The 22518-nt window shown below is 71.9% G+C and carries 27 protein-coding genes; 15 read left to right on the forward strand and 12 right to left on the reverse strand.

All coding sequences use genetic code 11. From position 1 onward, the window contains the following. Positions 1-8 precede the first annotated feature (8 nt). Entirely contained in the window at positions 9-1019 is a 1011-nt protein-coding gene (locus tag OM076_RS22280) for a hypothetical protein (protein ID WP_270042276.1), read from the forward strand. Here OM076_RS22280 and OM076_RS22285 read toward each other — a convergent pair. After that, positions 1002-2141, reverse strand: coding sequence for a cobalamin-independent methionine synthase II family protein (locus OM076_RS22285; protein WP_270042277.1), 1140 nt, complete (start codon positions 2139-2141; stop codon positions 1002-1004). The two genes, OM076_RS22280 and OM076_RS22285, sit on opposite strands and share 18 nt — an antisense overlap. Further along, on the reverse strand, positions 2138-2776 hold the full coding sequence (locus tag OM076_RS22290) for a GntR family transcriptional regulator (RefSeq protein ID WP_270042278.1): 639 nt from the start codon (positions 2774-2776) through the stop codon (positions 2138-2140). The genes OM076_RS22285 and OM076_RS22290 overlap by 4 nt, the downstream gene beginning before the upstream one ends. 80 nt (positions 2777-2856) lie before the next feature. Between OM076_RS22290 and OM076_RS22295 the strand changes: the two genes are divergently transcribed. Both OM076_RS22295 and OM076_RS22300 read left to right on the forward strand, forming a co-directional pair. After that, positions 2857-3855, forward strand: a complete 999-nt coding sequence (locus tag OM076_RS22295) for a VOC family protein (protein WP_270042279.1) — start codon at positions 2857-2859, stop codon at positions 3853-3855. Positions 3856-3889: 34 nt separating this feature from the next. After that, positions 3890-4471 carry a polysaccharide deacetylase family protein gene (locus tag OM076_RS22300; protein WP_270042280.1) on the forward strand — a complete coding sequence of 194 codons (582 nt, stop codon included), beginning with the start codon at positions 3890-3892 and terminating at the stop codon, positions 4469-4471. Here the strand turns inward: OM076_RS22300 and OM076_RS22305 are convergent. The 3 genes from OM076_RS22305 to OM076_RS22315 form a co-directional block, all read right to left on the reverse strand. Continuing rightward, the gene (locus OM076_RS22305) at positions 4460-4906 is read right to left on the reverse strand and encodes a hypothetical protein (protein ID WP_270042281.1); all 447 of its coding nucleotides are present in this window, start codon (positions 4904-4906) and stop codon (positions 4460-4462) included. The genes OM076_RS22300 and OM076_RS22305 overlap by 12 nt on opposite strands. A 1-nt stretch (position 4907) precedes the next feature. Continuing rightward, positions 4908-6188 carry a hypothetical protein gene (locus OM076_RS22310; RefSeq protein ID WP_270042282.1) on the reverse strand — a complete coding sequence of 427 codons (1281 nt, stop codon included), beginning with the start codon at positions 6186-6188 and terminating at the stop codon, positions 4908-4910. Positions 6189-6394: 206 nt separating this feature from the next. Continuing rightward, entirely contained in the window at positions 6395-7000 is a 606-nt protein-coding gene (locus OM076_RS22315) for a TetR family transcriptional regulator (protein ID WP_270042283.1), read from the reverse strand. Positions 7001-7065: 65 nt separating this feature from the next. Between OM076_RS22315 and OM076_RS22320 the strand changes: the two genes are divergently transcribed. Continuing rightward, complete coding sequence (locus tag OM076_RS22320; RefSeq protein ID WP_270042284.1) at positions 7066-7911, forward strand: oxidoreductase; 846 nt, start codon at positions 7066-7068, stop codon at positions 7909-7911. Here the strand turns inward: OM076_RS22320 and OM076_RS22325 are convergent. Then, entirely contained in the window at positions 7898-8332 is a 435-nt protein-coding gene (locus OM076_RS22325) for a cupredoxin domain-containing protein (RefSeq protein WP_270042285.1), read from the reverse strand. The two genes, OM076_RS22320 and OM076_RS22325, sit on opposite strands and share 14 nt — an antisense overlap. Positions 8333-8432: 100 nt before the next feature. Here OM076_RS22325 and OM076_RS22330 point away from each other — a divergent pair, with 100 nt between their 5' ends. Continuing rightward, entirely contained in the window at positions 8433-9683 is a 1251-nt protein-coding gene (locus OM076_RS22330; RefSeq protein WP_270042286.1) for a hypothetical protein, read from the forward strand. On the opposite strand, the gene OM076_RS22335 is transcribed toward OM076_RS22330, so the two are convergent. After that, positions 9680-10573: a DMT family transporter gene (locus OM076_RS22335; RefSeq protein WP_270042287.1), complete on the reverse strand. Its 894-nt coding sequence runs from the start codon at positions 10571-10573 to the stop codon at positions 9680-9682. The two genes, OM076_RS22330 and OM076_RS22335, sit on opposite strands and share 4 nt — an antisense overlap. Before the next feature lie 81 nt (positions 10574-10654). On the opposite strand from OM076_RS22335, the gene OM076_RS22340 reads away from it, so the two are divergent. The 5 genes from OM076_RS22340 (at position 10655) to OM076_RS22360 (ending at position 15110) form a co-directional block, all read left to right on the forward strand. Then, complete coding sequence (locus tag OM076_RS22340; RefSeq protein ID WP_270042288.1) at positions 10655-11923, forward strand: hypothetical protein; 1269 nt, start codon at positions 10655-10657, stop codon at positions 11921-11923. Then, positions 11920-13218 carry a hypothetical protein gene (locus OM076_RS22345; protein ID WP_270042289.1) on the forward strand — a complete coding sequence of 433 codons (1299 nt, stop codon included), beginning with the start codon at positions 11920-11922 and terminating at the stop codon, positions 13216-13218. Before OM076_RS22340 ends, OM076_RS22345 begins: the two co-directional genes overlap by 4 nt. Positions 13219-13333: 115 nt before the next feature. Continuing rightward, the gene (locus OM076_RS22350; protein WP_270042290.1) at positions 13334-14488 is read left to right on the forward strand and encodes a hypothetical protein; all 1155 of its coding nucleotides are present in this window, start codon (positions 13334-13336) and stop codon (positions 14486-14488) included. Beyond that, complete coding sequence (locus OM076_RS22355; RefSeq protein ID WP_270042291.1) at positions 14485-14832, forward strand: hypothetical protein; 348 nt, start codon at positions 14485-14487, stop codon at positions 14830-14832. Before OM076_RS22350 ends, OM076_RS22355 begins: the two co-directional genes overlap by 4 nt. Before the next feature lie 56 nt (positions 14833-14888). Further along, positions 14889-15110: a hypothetical protein gene (locus OM076_RS22360; protein ID WP_270042292.1), complete on the forward strand. Its 222-nt coding sequence runs from the start codon at positions 14889-14891 to the stop codon at positions 15108-15110. A gap of 85 nt (positions 15111-15195) precedes the next feature. Here OM076_RS22360 and OM076_RS22365 read toward each other — a convergent pair whose 3' ends face one another. From OM076_RS22365 to OM076_RS22380, 4 genes are read right to left on the reverse strand one after another with little or no spacing between them, the layout of a single operon-like run. After that, positions 15196-15789 carry a methyltransferase family protein gene (locus OM076_RS22365; protein WP_270042293.1) on the reverse strand — a complete coding sequence of 198 codons (594 nt, stop codon included), beginning with the start codon at positions 15787-15789 and terminating at the stop codon, positions 15196-15198. A gap of 21 nt (positions 15790-15810) precedes the next feature. Then, positions 15811-16359 carry a GNAT family N-acetyltransferase gene (locus OM076_RS22370; RefSeq protein ID WP_270042294.1) on the reverse strand — a complete coding sequence of 183 codons (549 nt, stop codon included), beginning with the start codon at positions 16357-16359 and terminating at the stop codon, positions 15811-15813. Then, entirely contained in the window at positions 16356-17072 is a 717-nt protein-coding gene (locus OM076_RS22375; RefSeq protein WP_270042295.1) for a cation efflux transmembrane domain-containing protein, read from the reverse strand. Before OM076_RS22375 ends, OM076_RS22370 begins: the two co-directional genes overlap by 4 nt. Positions 17073-17092: 20 nt before the next feature. After that, entirely contained in the window at positions 17093-17443 is a 351-nt protein-coding gene (locus OM076_RS22380; protein ID WP_270042296.1) for an ArsR/SmtB family transcription factor, read from the reverse strand. Positions 17444-17581: 138 nt separating this feature from the next. Here OM076_RS22380 and OM076_RS22385 point away from each other — a divergent pair, with 138 nt between their 5' ends. Beyond that, positions 17582-18706, forward strand: a complete 1125-nt coding sequence (locus OM076_RS22385) for a serine hydrolase domain-containing protein (protein ID WP_270042297.1) — start codon at positions 17582-17584, stop codon at positions 18704-18706. Further along, positions 18703-19782: a serine hydrolase domain-containing protein gene (locus OM076_RS22390; RefSeq protein ID WP_270042298.1), complete on the forward strand. Its 1080-nt coding sequence runs from the start codon at positions 18703-18705 to the stop codon at positions 19780-19782. Before OM076_RS22385 ends, OM076_RS22390 begins: the two co-directional genes overlap by 4 nt. Here OM076_RS22390 and OM076_RS22395 read toward each other — a convergent pair. Next, complete coding sequence (locus OM076_RS22395; RefSeq protein WP_270042299.1) at positions 19779-19973, reverse strand: hypothetical protein; 195 nt, start codon at positions 19971-19973, stop codon at positions 19779-19781. The genes OM076_RS22390 and OM076_RS22395 overlap by 4 nt on opposite strands. A 21-nt stretch (positions 19974-19994) precedes the next feature. Here OM076_RS22395 and OM076_RS22400 point away from each other — a divergent pair, with 21 nt between their 5' ends. From OM076_RS22400 to OM076_RS22410, 3 genes are read left to right on the forward strand one after another with little or no spacing between them, the layout of a single operon-like run. After that, positions 19995-20615, forward strand: coding sequence for a C40 family peptidase (locus tag OM076_RS22400; protein WP_270042300.1), 621 nt, complete (start codon positions 19995-19997; stop codon positions 20613-20615). Continuing rightward, positions 20612-21478 (forward strand): sugar phosphate isomerase/epimerase family protein, encoded by an 867-nt coding sequence (locus OM076_RS22405; protein ID WP_270042301.1) that lies wholly within the window; start codon positions 20612-20614, stop codon positions 21476-21478. The genes OM076_RS22400 and OM076_RS22405 overlap by 4 nt, the downstream gene beginning before the upstream one ends. Next, on the forward strand, positions 21472-22455 hold the full coding sequence (locus tag OM076_RS22410) for a Gfo/Idh/MocA family protein (RefSeq protein WP_372518071.1): 984 nt from the start codon (positions 21472-21474) through the stop codon (positions 22453-22455). Before OM076_RS22405 ends, OM076_RS22410 begins: the two co-directional genes overlap by 7 nt. Positions 22456-22518 lie beyond the last annotated feature (63 nt).

Below are 22518 nucleotides of genomic sequence, written 5' to 3' on the forward strand. Positions count from 1 at the left end.
TCCCCACGATGCTTACGAGCCTCGTGGGGTCTTACCCGCAGCCGCAGTGGCTGCTTGATCGCGAGAAGCTGCGGGGGCGCCAGCCCCCGCGGATTCGCGCGGCGGACTTCTGGCGCGTCGAGGAGCGCTTCCTCGAGGAGGCGCAGGACGCCGCGACCCTGATGGCGATCCGCGACCAGGAGCGCGCCGGCCTGGACGTCATCACCGACGGCGAGCAGCGGCGCGAGAGCTACTCCAACCGCGTCGTGATGGCGCTGGACGGCATCGACGTCGACAACCCGGGGGAGACCCTGGACCGCAACGGCAACCCGTTCCCGGTGCCACGGATCGTCGGCCCGATCGCCCGCCCGAAGCCGATCCTGATCCGCGACGCGGAGTTCCTGCGCGCGAACACCGAGCGCCTGACCAAGGTCACGATCCCCGGGCCGTTCACGATGGCCCAGCAGGCCCAGGACGATCACTACGGGGCGCCGCGCGACGTCGCGTTCGCGTTCGCCGACGTCGTTCGCGCCGAGATCGAGGACCTGCACGCGGCGGGCATCGACATCGTCCAGCTCGACGAGCCGTGGATGGAGTCGCGCGCCGACGCCGCGCGCGAGTACGGCATCGAGACGCTGCAGCGGGCGCTGGACGGCGTGCGCGGCACGACCGCGCTGCACATCTGCTTCGGCTACCCGCTCTTCGTCCCCGGCCACAAGCGCGCCTACCGCTTCCTGGCCGAGCTGGCCGACGCGCCCGTCGACCAGATCTCGATCGAGTCCGCGCAGGCGGAGCTCGACCTCGAGGTGCTGGGCGCGCTGACCGGCAAGACGATCATCCTCGGCGTGATCGCGCTCGACAGCGACGACGTCGAGAGCGCCGAGACGGTCGCGGCGCGCCTGCGGCGCGCGCTGCCGTACACGCGCGACCTCGTCGCGGCCCCCGACTGCGGGATGAAGTACCTCACGCGCGAGTCGGCGTTCGGCAAGCTCCAGTCGCTGGTCGAGGGCGCGAAGACGGTGTCAGTAGAGCTCGCGTGAGGCGATCGCCGCGCCCTCGGTGAGCGCGGCGAGCTTCGCCCACACGACGTCGGGATCGACCGCGGCCTGGCCCACCCACGTGCCGTAGCCGCAGTCGCTCCCGGCCATGACGTTCTCGCGCCCGACGAGGTCCGCGTAGCGGCGGATTCGCTGGGCGATCAGCTCCGGATGCTCGATGAAGTTGGCCTTGGACTCGAGCACGCCCGGGATCAGGACCTTGCCGTCGGGCAGCTTGACGTCCCCGAAGATCTGCCACTCGTGGGCGTGGCGGGGGTTGGCGGCCTCGAAGGCGATCGCGTTCGGGCGCGCCTTGAAGACGAGATCGACGATGTCCTTGAACGGGACGTCGCAGTGGTGCGGGCCTTCGTAGTTGCCCCAGCAGACGTGCATCTTCAGCAGCTCGGGATCGATGTTGCGGGTGGCGTGGTTGAGCGCCTCGATGTTCAGCTGCGCCTCTCGCCGGAAGTCGGCCAGCGAGGAGTCGGCGAACTGGATGTGGCGGCCCATCGCGAGATCCGGGCAGTCGATCTGGACGATGATGCCCTGCCTGGTGACGGCCTCGTACTCGACCGCCATCGCGTCGGCGATCGCGTAGAGGTACGCCTCACGGGTGGGGTAGTGGTCGTTGCGGAAGAAGAGCGCGATCACGCCGGGGGACGCGGCGTTCAGGAACGCCTCCTGTCCCGCGGGGAGCGCGGCCTTGAGGTGCTCGACGTCGACGTTGGCGGCCTCGGGGTCGCGGACCGTGATGTCGCCGTCGCAGGCGGGCAGCCGGCGCCGCGAGCGGCCGGGGTCGCCGAACACCTTGCGGTGCAGGACCGGGAAGGCGTCGAGGTCGGCGTAGGTCTCCACGGGATGGCTCTCGCCGCCGAAGCCGTCGAGCCGGTCGATCACGTAGGTGACGTAGCTGGGCTTGCTCATCTCGCCGTCGGACACGACGTCGACGCCCGCGGCGGTCTGCTTGGCCACCGTCTCGGCGACGGCGGAGCGGGTGCGCTGCTCGAGCGCGACCGGATCGACGGGGACGCCTTCCTGCTTGGCGAACATCGTGCGAATCAGGTCGTCGGGGCGCGGAAGGCTCCCGACGTGGGTGGTGAGGATGCGTTCTGTGCTGCGGTTCATAGATGGGTGGCGACGTGCTCGACCGTGTTCTCGAGGTGCTCGCGGGTGGCCGCGGCGGCGCGCTGGGGGTCGCGCGCCACGCACGCGGCGAGGATCGCGCGGTGCTCGTGGTCAAGGCGCGCGGTGGGGAAGTCCGACTGCGCACGGTAGATCTGCAGGTACGCGCTGGAGGCGTCGCGCAGCGCGGCGATCATCGCGACGAGCTGCAGTCGCCCGGAGTGCTCGTAGAGGCGGGTGTGGAAGGCCTGGTTGAGCGCGAGGTAGCGCTCGGCGGGCGGGGCGTCGCGCATCTCGGCCAGCAGTGCTTCCAGCGGCGGCGCCCACGCCGGCTCGAACTGCTCGGCGGCCTTGGCGGCGGCCAGCGCCTCCAGCGCGGCGCGGATCTCGTAGTGATGGCGCAGGTCGTCGACGCTGGGCAGGAACACGACCGCACCCCGCTGCGGGTGGTGCTGAACGAGCCCCTCGCGCTGCAGCGTGGCGAGCGCCTCGCGCACCGGCGTGGTGCTCACGCCGTAGCTGCGGGCGATCTCCACCTGACGCAATTTCGCCCCCGCGGGCCGCTCACCGGCGAGAATCTCGGCCTTCAGCCGCTCGGCCACCTGGCCGGCGATCGTGCGCGGGGCGGTGAGTGTCATCCGGCCGCAAGTATTGACGCGTAATATCGATTGTGCAAATTTTTGGGCTGGACGATGCGCCGCGCCGAGGAGGAGACCACATGAAGCAACCACTCAAGGGACCCCACCACTTCACCGGGATCACGCGCGACGTCGTGACCAACGTGGACTTCTGGTGCCGGATCATGGGCATGCGCTTCGTCAAGAACACGCTCAACTTCGAGACGACGTTCCGCTACCACACCTACTTCGGCGACGAGGAGGGCAACCCGGGCAGCGTGGTCACCTTCCTCGAGTTCAACGAGGCGCCCGCCGGCGTCCCGGGCGACGGTGACATCCACCGCATGGTCCTGCGCGTCGGCTCCTACGACTCGCTCGAGTACTGGATGGACCGGCTGATCGCCAACCAGACGCACAGCGAGCTGCTGCGGCTGGACCCGACGTCGCCGCAGTCGCTGGTCTTCCACGACCCGGAGGGCCACGAGGTCGAGCTGATGGTGTCCGACACGCCGGACACGCCGCTGCTCGCCGACGCCGACGACATCCCCGCCGAGCACCGCATCCGCGGCCTCGAAGGGGCGCGCTCCTACACGACGATCGACGAGCAGGAGCCGTTCGCGGCGCATCTCGGCTTCCGCCGTGACGGCAACCGCCTCGTGCTCGACGGCGAGCGCTCGGGCCGCTGGTACTTCTCCGAGCCGACCGGGCGGCCGAGCAACGACGGCCGCGTGGGCGTGTGGCATCACATCGCCTACGACGCCGGCGACGGCGCCGAGACCGAGCGCGCTCGCGACGAGGCCAACGAGGGCGTGCGGCCGTGGACGAAGATCTTCGACCACTACTTCTTCGACAGCTGCTACTCGATGTCTCCCGGAGGGCGGATGGAGATCTGCACCACGGGGCCTGGATTTCAACTCGACGAGAAGCTCGAAGACCTCGGAGACCGCCTCTGTCTCTCGCCTCGAGTGGAGCCGCTTCGCGCCAAGCTCGAAGCCGAGCTGACACCGATCGTCAACCCGCGCCCGCGCTCCAAGCAGAAGGCAGCCGCCAAGCCCTCTGACAACGGCGTGCCCGCGACGGAGCCTGCGACCGTCGCCTGACGTCACCCTCACGTTCGACAACGGCCCGGACCCGGTGGCGACGCCCCGGGTCCTGGACGTGCTCGCCGAGCGCGGCCTGAAGGCGACGTTCTTCGTCGTCGGCCGGCAGCTGGAGCACTACCGCACGCTCGCCGCCCGCGCGGCGCAGGACGGCCACTGGATCGGCAACCACACGATGACGCACCCGCGTCCGCTCGGGCTGCGCGAGGCGGGGGCCGCCGACGAGATCGAGGACGCGCAGGCGCTGCTCGGCGAGCTCTCGCGGCCGGAGAAGCTCTTCCGCCCCTCGGGCGCCGGGGGTGACCTCGAGCCCGGGCTCTTGAACCACACCGCGGTCGGCACGCTGATCGGCGGCGGCTACACCTGCGTGCTCTGGAACGCCGTCCCGCGCGACTGGGAGGACCAGGACGGGTGGGTGGACCGCGCGCTCGAGCAGATCGAAGAGCGCGACTGGACGCTGCTCGTCCTGCACGACGTGCAGGACGCGTCCGCCGCGCGGCTCGAGGAGTTCCTGGACCGCGCCGGCGATGTCACCTTCCGCCAGGACTTTCCGCCGGACTGCGTCCCGATCCGCGACCGCAAGCTCGTCGGCCCGATCCGCGGGCTATTGGCCTAGCCGCACCGGGAGCGGGTCGGCGCGCAGGATGCGCGAACGTTCCGTGTCATCGGCGTCGATCAACGTGGCGATCACGCCGAGGGAATACGCGCCGGCGGTGATCGGCCGGCCGCCGGCGAGCTGGTCGAGCTCGACGGTCGTGCTGCGGCGGCCGCCGGGGTCGAGCGTGACCGTCTCGGAGTTGCGCCCCGTCAGCAGAGCGGGTGCGCGCGGCGGGAGCGCGAGTGGCGCGCCGCGCTCGTCGAGCAACTGCCACTGCAGCATGTCCCACGGATCGAGCAGCGAGACGCGAGCGTCCCCGTGGTGCTCGAGCGTGACGGTCGCCTGCAGCGCCGGCTGCTCGTCGCCGACGTCGAGCGTCGCGGACAGCGCGGCGATCTCCGAACCGCTCGGCGGCGGCCGGCCCGGGATGTCGGTCAGTTGCGCGCGTGCCATGTCACGGGCAGTCCGCGCACGCGGGCCACTTCTTCTTCTTGGCCGTCTTGCAGATCGCCTTGACCATCGGGTCGACGATACGGTGCTCGGCCCGGTCAGTGGGTCCACCGCCGGCGTGGTCGCCCGCGACGCGGGTGAGGATCTCCGCGAGCCAGAGCGCCTGCGCGCCCGTCACGGCGGCCTGGAAGGTCGGGTCGAGGTTGATCGCGGCGATCGCCGCGGCCTTGTTCATGCCGGCCGCGTGCGGGACGCTCGCGGCTTCCAGCGAGGTGACGATCGCGTTCTTGCGCGCCTTCAAGGCGGGGACGAAGCGCGTCTTGTGCACCTGCTCGTGGCGCTTGACCGCCTTGAGCATGTACCACGGGTTGCCGACGGTGTTGCCGAGCGTCGTCAGGCCCGTCACCTGCGAGCAGAAGTTCGCGCTGGTCGTGTTGCCCTTCGGTCCCGTGACCTCGGATTGGCCGGGGAGGAGCCGGATCTGCATCGAGTAGCGCCCGGTCAGCTTGCTCACGCGCGGCACCCAATTGGCACCGGAGCGGACGGCGGTGAACTTCACGTCGACGGACTCCGGGAAGGTCAGGCCGTAGATCCCGGCGCCGAGCGGGATCGAGGCGGCCGCGGCCGACTTCATGCTCACCGAGGCCTTGGCCAAAGCGCCGTAGGCGCCCGCGGCGTCGAGCGCGTGCGACGGCGCGGCGGAGCCGAGGTTGAGCGCGCGCCGGGCGACGGTCCCGCCGCCTTCTTCGGTTTCGAACTCGGCGTCGGGGGTCTCGTCGGCCTCGGGCTCGGGGCCGTCGTCGAGGTCTTCCTCCGGGCTCTCGTCGATGACCTCGGCGTCGACCTCGCTGGGCGGTGTGAGCGGTGCGACCGCCGCGTCGGCGGCGGGCGCGCCTTCGGCGGCCGGCGCCCCCTCGGCGGGCGCGGCAGCGGTCTCGGGCTCGCCCCCCGCCAGGTCGGCCTCGACCAACCCGGGCGGGGACGGGACGCCGGCGGCGAACTCGGGCGCGTCGCCGAGGGCCTTGGTGAGGCGGGCGAGTCGCGGGTCGGGCGGCCGCTCCTGCTCGGTCTCCTCGGTCTCGTCGTCGCAGCTACAGGTGCCGCCGCAGTCCGGGCAGCGGTCGATGCGGGCCGCGGCGGCCCGAGCGAGCGCGCGTTCGAAGGAGCCGGTGGGCGGCGCGGGGGCCGACGGGGCGGTGGGCGCGACCATCGAGCGGCCGAGGGCGCGCGTGGCGGCGCAGTTTCCCGCGCTGCGCTGCAGGCCGAGCACGCTGCTGACGGTCATCGCGCTCGGGCTGGCAAGCGCGGAAGCGATCGTGGGCGCCGGTGCCTCACGTTGCTCGACGTGTGGCACCTGGCCCTCAGCGGGCTCCAGGTGGCGAACGGCGATGGCCTAGGGTCGCATACGGGCCGTCGCGCCGAGGCGCCACGAGGTTCTGGCTCGGTGGAGCACGGGTTCACCGTTCACCGGCGGGTCAGCGTGCGGACAATTCAGCGCGCGTAGCCGGCGATCAGCGTCGCGACCAGGCGACCCAGGCGCCCTTCGAAGTCCGGTTGGAGCAGGCCCGGGGTTTCGGCGTAGATGGCGACGACGCGGGGCGCGGGGTTGGTCAGGGGGTACAGGCCCGCGGCGATCAGTAGCGCGGCCGCGACCACCTCGAAGGCGTCGTCGAAGGCGAGACGCGTGGCGGTCGCGACGTCGCCGGCGAGCGTGCGGACGAGGTCGATCGACGTGGCGCGGAAGTCGCGGACGGTCTCGCCCGACACGTTGTGCTCGAGCACCGCCGCCTGTTCTCCCAGCAGATCGCAGAAGAACGGGCGCTCGGCGAGGGCGCGGGCGAGGCCGGCGGCATCCGGCTGAGCCGAGGCCGCGACGGTGAAGGCCTCCCACTCGCGCCGCAGGAGCGTGAGGAAGATGGCCTCGCGCGACTCGAAGTAGCGCAGCAGGTTGGATTTGGCGAGCTCCACGCGGCGCGCGATGTCACCGAGTGAGACGTCGCGGACGGGGCGCTCGCCCGCCAGCGCGCGGGCGGCGGCGAGGATCGCTTCGCGGCGCTCCTCCTTGTGCTCCGGCGAACGGGCGCGCTGGTAGGTCATGGGCTTGAGTTTAGAGAACGGCGTTCTATAGTTAGGAGAACACCGTTCTTGTAAGGAGTTCGACCATGACCCAGACCTGGCTCATCACCGGCAGTTCCCGTGGCCTCGGGCGCGCGCTCGCCGAAGCGGTCCTGGACGCCGGCCACAACCTCGTCGCCACCGCGCGCCGGCCGGAGCAGGTGCAGGACCTCGTCGACCGCTATCCGGACCGGGCGCGCGCAGTCGCGCTCGACGTCACCGACCGCGCCGCCGCGGCCGCGGCCATCGCGGCGACGGTCGACGCCTTCGGGCGCCTGGACGTGCTGGTCAACAACGCGGGCTACGCGAACGTCAGCTCGATCGAGGACTTCGACGAGGCCGACTTCCGCGCGCAGCTCGAGACCAACCTGTGGGGTGTCATCAACGTGACCCGCGCCGCGCTGCCGGTCCTGCGCGAGCAGGGCTTCGGCCACGTGATCCAGGTGTCGTCCGTCGGTGGGCGGGTGACGACGCCGGGGATCGGCCCGTACCAGACCGCCAAGTGGGCGGTCGAGGGGTTCTCAGGTGTGCTCGCGAAGGAGGTCGCGCCGCTCGGGATCAAGGTCACGATCATCGAGCCGGGTGGGTTCCGCACCGACTGGGCGGGTTCGTCGATGACCGTGCACGAGTACCACGACGCCTACGAGCAGACCGTCGGCGTGATGAATTCCTACCGCGCCGCCGCCGTCTCGCTGGGCGACCCGGCGAAGGGCGCGCAGGCGATCTTGAAGGTCGCTTCGGTCCCCGAGCCGCCGTTGCGGCTGCTGCTGGGGAGCGACGCGTTCAAGATCGCCCGCGAGGCCGACGAGGCCAAGATCTCAGGCGACGAGGCCTGGAAGGAGCTGACGCTCTCGACCGACCACGACGACGCGGCGGTGACTACTTCACGGTGAAGTCCGCGCGCATCCCGCCCTTGTAGTGGCCCGGGATGTTGCAGATCAGGACGTAGTGACCCTTCTTGAGGTTGAGCGTGAGCTTCTTGCTCTTGCCGCCGGCCAGGTCCTCGACCTCGCCCACGGAGCCCTTCTCGCTGACGCGGTTGTTGCTGCCGACCTTCAGCTTGGAGGCAGCGGTCGACGTCTTGATGACGACCATCTCGTGCTCCATGTCGCCCGCGTTCTTGACGTTGAACGTGACCTTGCCCGCGGACGCGGTCTTGGGCGAAGCGGAGATCTTGAACTCGCTCAGGGTGACCTTGGAGGACTTCGAGGCGGCGTCGGACGTCGACGCGAGCGCGACGGCGACGATGATCGCCGCGAACGCGGCGACGAGGCCGAGCAGACCCACTCGGCGGTGATGCGTTAGGGAGGACATAGGACGATCTACGCACTCGGGGACTAAGAGTTCATTCAGGCGTGAGAGTGCCGCTCATGTTGAGGTGTGGCGACGGAACACTGAGGGCATGCTCACCGCAATGCTCCGTCGCCTGGTGTGCCTCGCCGGACTTCTGCTCGCGATCGTCCCGTCCAGCGCCGCGGCGCAGGGGGAGGACAGCGAGTGGGCGTCGTCCTCCGGTGGGCACATGGCGTTCACCACCTCCGACCAGGACACGGGCGTGTCCACGCTGCAGTTCGTGGGTGCCGACGGCGTGCAGGCGCCGCCGGAGGTCGTGACCGACGGGTACGACGATCCGCTGATCGCGCTCGGCGCCCGCGGCGACGCGATCCTCGTCTGGTACGACGACGACAGCCGGCTGTGGGCGCGGTATCGGCCGGTCGGCGGAGTGCTCGGGCCGCGTGAAGTGGTGGCGGACGGCGTCGACCGGGACGCCGAGGCGATCGCCGTCGGGCTCGACGGCGCGGGCACCGCGACGATCGTCTGGCCGCCCGAGAAGCCCAACGAGACGGGCGGGCTCGCGATCGTCACGCGGAGCGAGTCCGGTAGCTACAGCGCGCCGCAGGCGATCGCCGCCTACCGCGTGTTCGCTCCCGATCTTGCCGTCACGGACAACGGCTCCGCGGTGCTCGCGTGGCGCCAGACTCGGTCGCCGAAGCGGCCGAACGGCGATCAGGTCGCGGTCAGCACCCGCCCCGCCGGCGCGGCGACGTTCGGCGCGCCGGTCGTGGTCGCGGGCGTCCAGCGCAACCCGAGCGAACCCACCGTCGCCGCCAACGATCGCGGCGACGCGATCGTCGGCTGGAGCCAGAATCGCGACGACGCGCACTCGAGGGACGGCGTCGTCTTCACCGTCTACGGGGTGTTCCGCGCGCCCGGAGGCGGCTTCGGCCGGACGGTGAAACTCAACAAGACCAAGGACATGGGCGGGCCCTGGGCGGCCGTCACCTCCGAAGGCCGGATGGTGCTCGGGTGGACGGACAACTTGAAGCGTCGCGCCGAGGTACGCGTCCGGTCCGCGGCGGGGGTGCTCGGCCCACCGATCCGCCTCACCGACGATCTCGAGGAGAACTCGAACCTGTTCCCACTGCCGTACGGCCGCGGGCTGATCGCGTGGGCGGACCGCGACCCGGGGGTGAGCACCATCAACGTCGCGCAGGCGACCGAGGACCTCAAGCTCGGCCCGGCGCAGTTCATCACCCGCGTGCACGGCTGGTTCCTCGGCCCGTCGTTCGCCACCTCACCGCAAGGGGGCTTGGTGACCGTCCCGCGCCCGCCGCTGCGCACCGGCGACGCCATCCGCTGGTGGCGCGTCCCGCTGCAGCCCTAATGCGGTGTCGCGGGCGCGTCGGGTTGCGTCCCCCGCGTCTGGATCACGATCGCGACGATCACGATGGCGCCGCCGACGAGCGTGAGCGTGCTCGGGCGCTCGTCCAGCGCGAGCCAGACCCACAGCGGGCCGAGGACCACTTCGAGCAGCGTGATCAGGCCCACCTGCGCGGCCGGGATCAGCCGCGCGCCGACCGTGAGCAGCGCGAAGCCGAGCCCGATCTGCCCGACGCCGAGCGCCGCCAACCAGCCGACGTCGCCGCCGGAGATCTCGCCGGGGCTGGCGAACGGGAGGAACGCGGCGACGAGGATCACCTGCGAGAGGCAGGTCGCCGGCGCCATCGACACGTCGTGGCGCCAGCGGGTGATCACCACCATGATCGCGAACGCGAGCGCGCACAGGAACGAGAGGCTGTCGCCCACCAGGCTGCCTTCCCCGGGCGAGCCGAGCATCACGCTGACGCCCACCAGCGCCAGCGCCATCGCGAGGACGGTCCGGCGCGAGATCGGCTCGCCGAGCGTCACCCGCGCGAGCAGGGCGGCCAGCATGGGGGAGACGGCCAGGATGAAGAGGACGCGCGCCACGCTCGAGTGGTTCAGCGCGCCGATGAAGCTGGCCGAGGCGACCGCGACGCACCCCGCAACGGCGACGCCGGCCAGTCCGATCGAGCGAAACGCGTCCAGCACCCGGCCGCGGTCGACCACGGCGACGTACGCCAGCAGCGCGAAACCCGCGAACACCGCGCGGCCGAAGACCTGCGTCGCGGTGTCGAGCGTGAGCTGGCGCTGGAGCACGCCGGCGGTCGACCACGCGACGGCGGCGAGCGCGACATAGATCTGTCCTCGCCTCTCGCGCCGGGACCCCTCGAGCGCCAGCGCCGCCGTTGTCACGCCGCGAAGTGATAGCGGGTGTAGGCGAGTCTCGCCCTTGGTGGTCGTGTAAGGAGGGCGCGACCGTGGAAGGTGATGGCTATGAGAGTGCTGAGGGTCATTGGCGGCGCCGTCGTGCTCGCGTCGCTGTCCGCGTCGGTGGCGAATGCCGCGTGGACGCGTCCGGCCGTGCTGGTGACGGGTGACGACGCGGGCCTGCTCGCCTCGGTGGCGCGGGCCGATGGGAGCCTGCGGACGGCGATCGCCGACACCGGTCGCGATATCTCGCTGGGGCTGGTGGACGCTGCCGACGCAGCGCCGTTCGCCGATCCGCTGGTCGCGCTGCGCTCTCCGGCGCGGGTCGCGTACGTCTCCTTGGCGGCGGACGGCAGCGGCGTGGCGCTCGACGTCCAGCGTCGTGCGCCGTCGACCGTGGTCGGCTTCGATGCCGCCGGCACGACCGGACCGCTGCTGACGGTCGACGATGTGGGTGGTGGGCCGGCGCTGGCGATCTCGCCCACCGGGACGGCGGTGGTGGCCTGGGTCGCCAAGTCGCCGCAGGGCTTCGAGGTCGATGCCGCGTTCCGCGACCCCGGCTCCGCGACGTTCGGTGCGCCGGTACGGGCCGGCTACACGGCGGACAAGCGCACGCTCGTCTCGGCGGGCATCGGCGACAGCGGCGAGGCGGTCGTCGCGTGGCAGACCAACAGCTTCCCGTCCGATCTCGCGGCGGCGGTGCGGCTGCCCGGCGCCGGCTTCTCCAAGGCCGGGTTCGTGAGCCGGAACGCGGGGGATGTGCGGCTCGCCGTCGGGCCCGGCGGGCAGGCGATCCTCGCCTCCACCCGCGGCGCGGGGCTCGACGTGGCGGTCAAGCCGCCGGGCGCCGACACGGTGCCGGCGGCGAAGCGCATCGACCGTGGGCAGGGCTTCGCGGTCGACGTGGCGGCGGCCGGCCCGAGTGCCGTGGCCGCCGTCTGGCTTGCGGCGCCCAAGGCCCGTGACCGTGCGCGGGTCCGCGTGTTCGAGGGCGACAGCCGCCTGCGGCGCATCGGCACGGTCGGTCGCGACGGCTACGGGGAGACCGTGAAAGTGGCGATCGACGGCGCCGGCGCGACGGTCGTCGCGTGGGAGGAAGCGCTGAAGGCCAAGCGCGGCGATCCGTCCGCGCGCTCGCAACTCGGCGTCGCCTACCGTCCGGCGGGAGGCCGGCTGCGCGCTCCCGTGCACTTCGGTCCGGTGTCGCTCGAGGTCACGCCCGAGTCGGTGCAGCTCGGCCCAGGAGGACGCGCGTGGGTGCTCTATGAGGCCTTCGAGACCAGCGATCGCGACGCGGGATACCGCCGCGTGTATGGCACGGAGCGCCGGCCGTGAGGTGGCTCGTCGCCGTCGTGTCACTCCTGGCGTTTGGCGCCGCGCCCGCGCATGCGGCTCGCTGGTCGGCGCCGCGGGCGTACGATCGCGCGTCCTGTGACCCGGTCAGCGCGTGCGTGCTCGAGCCGGCGCCGCGCGTCGCGGTCAATGCACGGGGCGCCGCGGTGGCGGCCTGGGTCGACACGCACGGACGCGTGCGCGTCGCGGTCGCCACGCGGGCCGGGCAGTTCGGCCGCGCGACGACGCTCGCCTCGAGCGGGCTGCGCCCCGCCCCGGCGATCGGGCCCGATGGGACGATCACCGTGGTCTGGCAGGGGAACGGCGGGACGCTGCGCTTCGCCCGCCGGGCCGCCGGACGCGCGCGCTTCGGGGCCTCCGCGCCGCTCGCCGCCCGCGGCGACAAGCGCGGCGACGACCTGGGCGGGGTCGCCGGCGAGCCCGACGGTTCCGCGGTCGCCGTCTACGAGTCCGGCGAGAACGTCCGGACGGTCACGATCTCGGCGGCCGGGACGCCGGGTCCGGCGATGACAGTCGGCAAAGGCGGCTTCGATCACGACAGCGTGCGCGCGGCGCCCGACGGGACGCTCGCGGCCTGCTGCATCCGGCCGGTCAACGACGATCCCAGCGTCCCGCAGGACACGGCGACCAAGGTGGCGGTGTACCGGTCGGCGGGCGGGTGGCGGCTCGTCTCCGCGGCCGCCGTCGGAAAGGACGACATCGAGACCGTCTTCGCCTCCGCGAGCGCGCTGGTGCTCGGGAGCATCGATGTCACGGTGGGCGGCGACGCGGGCGTCCTGGGCGTCCCCGGACTCGCTCGCGCCGGGGCGGACGACGTCGTCGCCGCGCCGCTGCGCGCCTTGGTGACACGCCGCAGTCGCGGCCTGGCGCCCGACGTGACCGTCGACGGCTCGGGCCGCAGCGTCCTCGTGTTCCAGGAGAAGACCAAGCCGCAGGCGTTCGAGCGCAACGCGCCCGTCTTCGCGAGCGTCGCCGCTCCCGGAGCGACTGCGTTCCCGTCCCGCTCCCGGCTCGACGGCCGGGAGGCCTACCAGCCCACGGTCCGCCCGCTCGGCCCCGGCGCGATCGCCGCCTGGCAGCTCCCGGACTCGCGGTGGGGCGTGGCGATCGAACGCGACGGCCGCTTCCACCGCGCACCGGCGCCCCGCGGCGCAGGCCCAGCGCTCCACCTCGGCGAGGACTTCAACTACAACCACGACCTCGGCGCGGGCGGGGACTACGCGGTGCTCGCCTGGGTCGCGGCCGACGGATCCGTCCGGCTGGCCGAATGGCACTGAGTGTGCGAGAACCTGTTGGTCGGCCGCGGTCGCGGCCGCGCTCCTGATCGGTTCCCTCATTCTCCCCAGCCGCGGGAGCCTTGACCTGCGGCGCCAACGGTGAGATGTTCGCCGCATGAAAACGGCCGAGCTCGCCCGCCGCGAGCAGGAGGAAGCCGTGACCGCCCGCGAGCCTGAGGCCTCCGGGCCCGCTCCCGCGCCCGCGGAAAACGTCCTGCAATGGCAGCGTTCCGCGGGCAACGCCGCCGTTTCCCGCCAACTCGGTGGCGCGTCCAAGGCGCGGACCGCCGCACGGAAGCGCAGGGTTCCCGCCGCCGACCAGGCGCTCGGACGGATGCTCGCGCGCACGGCCGACAGGCGCGCCGGCGTCAAGGAGCGCGACCCGGCCGCAGAGGTTGCCGAGACCGAGCCGGAGCCCGAGGAGACGAGCGCGCTCGAGACCGAGGAGTCCGACGAGCTCGAGACCGAGGAGGCCGCGGAGACCGAAGCCCCGGGCGAGGAGCGGCCGGCACCCGTCGGGACCAAGGCCACGCTCGCGCGCAAGCCGCCCAAGACGAAGGCGCCGCCGACCCTCAAGGTCGAGCCGCAGACGAAGTTCAAAGCGCCGAGCGGCGGCCGCAAACGGACCGACGTCGGCGTCGGCGAGGACGTGACGTTCACCAGCAACCTCAAGGGTTCTTGGGCGGCGAGCGGCGGGACGCCCGCGGCAGCGGTGACCAACGGCAAGAAGTTCAAGTGGCGCGCGGCCAACCGCGCCGCGTCGATCACGGTCACGGTGACCGCCGGCACGCAGACGAAGACCACGACGATGAACGTGATCGAGCCGACCATCATCACCGCCAACAAGCTCTCCGAGATGAGCTTCAAGAAGGGCGAGCAGGGCGCGGGCATGAAGCTGCGCTTCGTCTATCAGCCGCTCAACGTGTCGTTCGGCAACATGGAGGTCAAGGAGGTCTCCGGGCCGGCGACCAGCATCACGGGCTACTACCTGACCCAGCCCGCCAAATCGCTGTGGCACGACTCGGGCGATACGTTCACGCGCATCGGCAAGAACAACAAGGACACGGCCGTCGACACCGCCTCCAACGGCGGCGACGCGAAGCCGTGGAGTGACGGGACCTTCGAGTGGGTGATCCCCAACCACTTCAAGACGATCGATGAGGGCGGCGACGGCAAGCAGTTCACGACCGTGACCCAGGCCTTCACGCTCTTGGCGGACGGGACGATCACCGTGTCCAAGGGCGGCCAGTCCGTCACCCGCAGCCCGTGAGCATCCGATTGCGCCTCGACGTCGAGCCGACGTCGCTGACCCTCGCCACACTCGACCAGCTGAAGCTGACGCTGACCGCGCGCAACGTCGGCATGGCGATCGTCGACCCAGAGCTCCACCGCGCCCGGCTCACGGTGAACGGCACGCCCTCGAAGGCGTTCGCCAACGCCGTGGGGAACGGCCGCCGCGAGGAGAAGTGGTTCGCGCTGCCGGCCGGCGACGAGGTCGCGATGACGTGGTCGACACTCGGTGAGCGGCTGATCTTCGAGCCGGGGGACTACGCCCTCGCGCTCTCGCTCGACGAGAACGCCGCTGAGCCGGTCACCGTGGTCGTCGCCCCGTGACGAGCGCGACGGCATCAGTGCTTGACCGTCGCGCCGCTGCTGCCGATGGGTGGGTGATGCTCACGCCCACCGCGCCGGCCTCCACCGGGTCCCGAATGGCCGCCACCGCGCGGCGCTACGACGCCGCCACGGCCAGGATCGCCACTCCGGTCACGCGTCGCGTCGCTCCCGACGTCGCGGACGCGACGAAGCCCGACCCGGCCGGGTACGGCGCAAACGCGGCCGTGTCCCTCACCGCCGAAGCGGCCCGCGGCTCCCTCGTCGACGTTCTCGCCTAGCGTTCTGTTCCTCCCGTGATCACTTGGTAAGCCACAGGCTTACCAAGGCATCACCGAGCCGCCCGCGGGGGTCGGGACTGGCGGTTCACCAGATTCCGGGGATCAGGCGGGCCCGCGTGGTCGCGAAGCGGCGGTAGGGCTCACCGAGGCCCGCGAGGAGCGCACGCTCCTCGACGCGGATGCGCACGACGAACCCTGCGGCCGGCACCACGACCAGCAACGCCAGCGCCGCCCAGTTGCCCAGCGCCAGCCCGATCCCCAGGAAGGTGACGAGCATCCCGGTGTAGGAGGGATGCCGGACCCGGCGATAGGGGCCCCGCTCGACGACCACCTGCTCGGGGTGCACGCGGATGTCGACCGTGAAGAACTCGCCGAGCAGCGCGACCGCCCACTGACGCAGCGCGATCCCGGCGCACATCAGGAGCACGCCGAGCACGAAGATCGGCCACCGTGCGACGGCGATCGCGGCCGAAGGCACGGCGCCCGCCACCACGCACCCGCCGGCCACTCCGGCCGCCACCGCGACGACGACCACCAGCAGGCTGCCGCGATCCTCGCGCGTCCCGTGCCGGTTGAACCGGCTCTTGAGGCGAATCCGCTGTTCGAGCACGACGAAGACGCCGAGGACCGCGAAGAACGCGATCTTGGCGCCCGGATCGGTGTAGGGCAACGGCGCCACACACCAAGTGTGATGCGCCGGCTAGGGCTGGGTGATGAGGCGTCGCATCTCGATGGCGGCGGTCTCGACGCCGTCCGGCATCGCCACCATCGTGCGCCCGACCTCCTCGAAGCCGAACGCGCGGTAGAGCGGCTCACCGGGGAGCGTCGCCATCAGCACGAGGGAGCTGAAGCCCTCGGCGCGAGCGGCGCGCTCGCACGCTTCCAGCAGGGCGCGCCCGAGGCCGCGGCGCGTCCAGTCGCCGCGCACGAACATCGCGCGCACCCGGGCGGGCTCGCTCGCCGGATCCAGCAGGCGGTCGTCGCCGGGAAGGTCGCCGCCGTCGGCGTAGAGCTTGGCCCGCCGGCTCCAGCCGCCACACGCGACGAGCTCGCCGCCGGCCTCGTGCACAAAGTAGGTGCCGTCCTCGATCAGCGCCATGTCGAGCTGCGCGACGTGGACCACCGCGCTCGAAGTCTGCCGCGCGTCGTAGAAGTGCGGGAAGAGCTCTCGCGCGGACGCGCGCATCAACGCCTGGATGCGCTCGGCGTCGGCGACGACCGCCAGGCGCTGAGGTGGGGAAGCCGTCACCGCGAGCAGCAGTCGTCGTCGCAGGCCGCATCGGTGACGGTGAAGCCGTCCAGCGGAGAGCCGACGCAGCAGCCGTCGCCGCGCCACGCGTCCACGCCTTCCTTGATCGCGACCGCGGCGATCGCCAGCCCGACGAGCGGGTCCAGCCACCAGGCGCCGGCGAGCGCGTTGCCCGCCAGGCCCAGCAGCAGCGCGCCGGCCAGATAGGCGCACAGCACGTTCTGGCGGCCCTCGCCCTTCGTCGCGGCGGAGCCGAGCTGCTCCGCAAGGCGCTGCTTGGCCACGCCGAGCAGTGGCATCGTGATCAGGCTGAACACCGCCAGCGCCATCCCGAGCGCGCTCACCTGCGGGTGCTCGCCGCCCGCCAGGGCGCGCACGGACTCGACGGCCACGTACGGCGCAAGGAGGAAGAACTGAATCGCCACGAGCTTCTGCGCCCGGTGCTCGGCGTCCGAGGAGAGCATGCGCGAGCCCGTGAAGCGCCAGATGATGATCACGCTCGCGAAGCCCTCGATGGCCGAGTCCAGACCGAACCCGACCAGCGCGATCGAGCCGGCCATGATCCCGGCGATCATGGCGACGACACCCTCGACGCTCATCGCGGCGAGCGACAACCACGAGAGCAGCCGCACGCGCGCCGCCACTTCGCGGTAGCGCTCCGGCGTGATCGCGGCGGCCGGCGGCGCGGCGGGCGCCGCCACAGCGGAGGCCATCGGCAGCCCCACCGGGGCGCTCACGCCGTCACCGCGCCCGCGGTCACGGCACCCAGCAAAGCGCGACCGGTGTCGGTGAGCGTGTACATGACCATCCGGCCCTCGCGCTCCGAGCGCGCCAGGCCCGCGGCCCGCAACGCGCGCACATGGTGGGAGACGAGCTTCTCGTCGCGGCCGACGATCCAGGCCACGTCGCACACGCACGCCCGCGCCGCCTCCCCGAGCGCCAGCGCCACCGCCAGCCGCGTCGGGTCACCGAGCGCCCGCGCCGCGCTCGCCCACGTCTCGAGCTCCGCCGCGGCGGGCATGCGCTCGCGCGCGGCCTGCGCCTTGGGGATGTCCAGGCAGAGCAGGTCGCAGGTGTCGTCCATGTCGCCGAAGACTACCGCATATCCGTACGTACGTGCGAATGAAGCTAAGCGCACCTCGTAGGTGCCGTTTCCGGTACCGCGATCCGCCTGGCATCCCCCGCAACGCGGGACCCGCGCGGCGGGAAGCTGCACGGACCCATGCTCCCCTTGTTCCCCATCACGCTCGCCGCCGCCGCGCTGTTCGCTCCCGCGGTCGCCGGCGCCGCTGAACCGCAGGCCCGCGCGCTGCAGCCGCTCATGGCCGCCGAGGTCGCCGCCGGCGCGCCCGGCGTCACGGCGTACGTCGACGACGGACACCGCGTCTGGCAGGGCGCCGCCGGCGTCGCGGATGTCCGCACCGGCCGCCGCCTGCGGCCGACCGATCGCTTCCGCGCCGGCAGCAACACGAAGTCGATGGTCTCGACCGTCGTGCTGCAGCTCGTCGGCGAGCACCGGCTCGCGCTGACCGACACCGTCGCACGGCGACTCGGCCCGGTCCTGCCGTACGCGAACCGCGTGACGGTGCGGAACCTGCTCAACCACACGAGTGGCATCCCCGACAACGCGACCCCGCCGGCGGTCGAGCTCTTCAAGGGCGACCCGTTCCGCCGCTGGCGGCCGGAGGAGCTGGTGGCGCTCGTCGCAGACCTTCCGCAGGAGTTCCCCGCCGGCTCCGCCTGGAACTACTCGAACACCAACTACACGCTGCTGGGCATGATGGTCGAGCGCAGCACCGGCCACACGCTGGCGCAGGAGGTCGAGCGCCGGATCCTGCGGCCGCTCGGGCTGCGCGACTCGTCGATGCCACTGCACGAGCCCACGCCGAGCGGCTCGTTCGCGCGCGGGTACTCGCTCGACTACGACGACGAGTACAACCAGATCCCGGAGACGCTGCGCGATGTCACTGCGCACGACTCGTCCGGCTACTTCGCGGCCGGCAACCTCGTCACCACCGAAGCCGACCTCGCGCGCTTCTTCCGCGCGCTGCTCAGCGGCCGCCTGCTCTCACCCGCCCTGCTGGCGGAGATGAAGACGACGGTCCCGACGAGCTACGGGCCGGGTATCCGCTACGGGCTCGGGCTGTTCTTCTTCGACGACACGCCCTGCGGGACGCTGATCGGCCACGGTGGCGGCATGCCGGGCTATGAGAACCAGTTCGCGTCAACCCCGGACGGCCGTCACCAGGTCGGCATCATGCGCAACTATGAAGAGGCGCCCGATGCCGTGACCGAGGCGCAGGGCACGCTGTGGTCGAAGGCGATGGAGCTCGCGTGCGCGGCATGAAGTCCTTCGCCCTCGCCCTTCTCGGGCTCGCCTGCCTGCCCGCCGCGTCACACGCGGCCGGCCTCCAGAAGGACCTCGACCGCCTCGTCGCCAAGGGCGCGCCGGGAGCGGTGCTCTCGGTCCGCCACGGCGACCACACGCAGCAGCTCGCCTCCGGGCTCGCGGACCGCGACGCGGGCACGAAGATGCGCCCGGCGCACCGCGTCCGGATCGCCAGCCTGACCAAGTCCTACACCGCGACGATCGTCCTGGGGCTCGTGGGCGAGCACCGGCTCGCCCTGACCGACAGCGTCGAGCAGCGGCTGCCCGGGCTCGTCCCCAACGGCTCCGGCATCACGGTCCGCCAGCTGCTCAACCACACGAGCGGCCTGCAGGACTTCGAGCTCGACCCCGCCGTGCTGGAGCCCTACCTGGGCGGCGAGCTCGATCACCGCTGGGCGCCGCGCGACCTGGTGAAGATCGCGGTCGCGCACCCGCCGCTGTTCGCCCCCGGCACGCGGTACTCGTACTCCAACACCAACTACGTGCTGCTCGGCCTGATCGCGGAGGCGGTCACCGGACATTCGCTCGAGGAGGAGCTGCGGGCGCGGATCTTCACGCCGCTGCGGCTGCGTGCGACGTCGTTCTCCAGCGCCGCCGCGATGCCCGCGCCGTTCGCGCACGGCTACCGCGTCTTCGACCAGCCGCCGGCGAGTGACATCACCGGCCTCAATCCCTACCCGTGGGCGGCGGGAGCGATCGTCGCCACGGCGCACGACGCCGCCCGCTTCTACGAGGCCCTGCTCGGCGGCCGGCTGCTCGACCGCCGCCTGATGCGCGAGATGAAGACGACCGTCGAGAACCCCGGCGGCGACTTCAAGGGCCAGCGCTACGGGCTCGGGCTGGAGTCCTTCCCGACCCACTGCGGCGTGGCCTGGGGCCACAACGGCGACATCCCCGGCTATCTCACCTACGCGTTCGTCTCCGCCGACGGCCGCGACCTCGCCGTCCTGACGGTCAACCAGGACGCGCACTCGCTCCCGCCCGGCGCGGGCGAGGCGTTCTACGCCCTGATCGAGAAGGCCTACTGCGGCTAGTTCTTGGGCGGAACCACCGGGGCCGCTTCCGCGTCGCCGGCCTGGACCTTTTCCAGCCGGTCGCGGAGGCGGTCGCGGAGCTCGTCGGGCGAATAGTCCGACTGCGGGCGGCGGTTGCGGGCGGCGATCGCGCCCGTCGCGGCGACTCCGGCGGCGCCGGCGAGACCGAGGAGCTTCCATCGACCCTTCATGGTTCGCGTAGGTTACCGGCCGTGACCGTCTCCGCGCTGGGATTCGACGAGGCCATCGCCACCGCGGCGACCGGCGACATCTGGTTGTTCCGCGGCCGCTCGCTCGCGGACCGGGCGATCCAGACCTTGACCAACAGCCCCGTCAATCACGTCGGGATGGTCGTCGCGCTCGAGGACATGCCGCCGCTGCTCTGGCACGCCGAGCTCGGCAAGTCGCTGCCGGACGCGTGGACGGGCGAGCGCCAGCGCGGCGTCCAGTTGCACAACCTCGCCGACGCCGTGCGCACGTGGGACGAGAAGTACAACCAGCGGGCGTGGATGCGCCGGCTGGAGGGCACGCTCCAGCGCGAGCACGAGGACCGACTGATCGAGACGATCGACAAGTACGACGGCAAGCCGTTCCCCACGACGCCGGGCCTGATGCGCTCGTGGGCGACCGGCCGGGTGCGCCGGCGCGAGGTCTCGCGTGAGACGATCTACTGCGCGGAGCTGGTGGCGGTGACGATGCAGAACATGGGGCTGCTGCCCGACAAACGGCCGATGAGCTGGTACGACCCGGGGAAGTTCTGGTCCGGCGACGAGGTTGTGCTGGTGGAGCCGTTCGCGCTCAGCGGCGAGATCTACGTGGAGCCTGCCGCATGAAGGTCGCGAACGCACCGCTCAGCTACGGGGCGTTCGAGATGACGGTCGGGACCGAGTTCCCGGTTCCGCACCCGCGCCTGGTGCTCGAAGCGATGGTCGCCGCGGGCTACGAGGGCACCGAGCTCGGGCCGCCCGGCTATCTCGGCGACGAAGACCTCCGCGGGTTGACGATGGTCGGCGGCTTCATCCAGATCCCGTTCACGGACCCCGACGCGAGCTTCACCGAGCTGCACGCGACGCTCGACCGCTTCGGCGACCATCGCCACGCCCGTCCGGTGCTGTGCGACGCGGGCGGCCCGGAGCGGATCGCCAACCCCGGCCGCGGCGGCGAGGACCCGTCGCTCGCCCTCGACGACGCCGGCTGGCGGCGGCTGATCGACGGCATCGAGCGCGCCGCCGACACGATCCGCGAGCGCGACTTCGAGCCCGTCTTCCACCACCACACGTCGACCTATGTGGAGAGCGTCGCGGAGATCGAGAAGCTGCTCGAGTACACCGACGTCGACCTCCTGCTCGACTGCGCCCACCTCGTCGTCGCGGGCGGCGATCCGGTGCAGGCAATCTCCGACTGGGGCGAGCGGATCCAGGCGATCCACATCAAGGACGTGCGGCTCGACGTGCTCCAGGCGGTCAAGGCCGCGCGCGCCGACACGCTCACCGCGTGGCGGAGCGGGCTGTTCTGCGCGCTCGGCCAGGGCAACGTGGACCTGGCCGGCTTCTGCCGCGGCGTCGAGGCGATCGGCTACGACGGCTGGGTCGTGGTCGAGCAGGATCGCGTGCTCGCGTCGGCGGCCGACTTCGCCTTCGCCCAGCACGACCAGATCGCCAACCGCCACTGGCTGCGCGACAACGCCGGATGGTGAACGTCGGCGTGATCGGCGCGGGGCTGATGGGCTCCACGCACGCACGCCTGCTCGCCACCGCGATCGCGGGCGCCGAGGTCGTGGCGATCTCCGACGCGGTGCACGAGCACGCGCAGCGCATCGCCGACGAGCTCGACCTCAGCACGATCCACGCCGACGGGATGGAGCTGATCGCCAACCCCGCGGTCGACGCGGTCGTGATCGCCTCGCCCGCGGCGACCCACGAGCCGTACACGCTCGCCTGCATCGAGGTCGGCAAGCCGGTGCTGTGCGAGAAGCCGCTGGCGACCTCCGCCGCCGCCGCGAAGCGGATCGTCGAGGCCGAGGCCGCCGTCGGGCACCGGTCGGTGACGGTCGGGTTCATGCGCCGCTACGACCCGGGCTACGCCGACCTCAAGGCCCGCCTGGACGCCGGCGCGATCGGCGCCCCCCTGCTCATGCACTGCGCACACCGCAACCCGAGCGTCCACCCGTTCTTCGACAGCGCGATGATCATCACCGACAGCGCCGTCCACGAGATCGATGTCACCCGCTGGCTGCTGGGCGAGGAGATCGTGCGCGCGACGGTGCTCACGCCGACGCCGACCAGCAAGGCGCGCGAGGGCCTGCGTGACCCGCAGCTGCTGCTGTTCGAGACCGCGGGCGGGCGCCTGGTCGACGTCGAGGCGTTCGTCAGCGCCGGCTACGCGTACGACATCCGCTGCGAGGTCGTGGGGGAGGACGGGACGCTCGAGCTGCTTCCGCCCGCGACGGTCGCGCTGCGGACGGACAACGCCGAGTCGCAGGCGATCCCGCCGGGCTTCCGGGAGCGCTTCGGCACCGCGTATTTGCACGAGCTGCAGGCGTGGATCCACTCGATCGCCCGCGGGTCCGAGCCCGACGGCCCGAGCGCCTACGACGGCTTCGCCGCCGCCGCGGTGAGCGAGGCGGCGGTCGCCTCGCTCGAGTCCGGGCGCCCGGTCGACGTCGCGCTCTGAAACCTTAATCCCCCCATAAGGGGGAGATCCGCTCAAGACCTCGACGGGACCGGCCGAGAGGAG

It is taken from the genome of Solirubrobacter ginsenosidimutans, assembly GCF_027587205.1.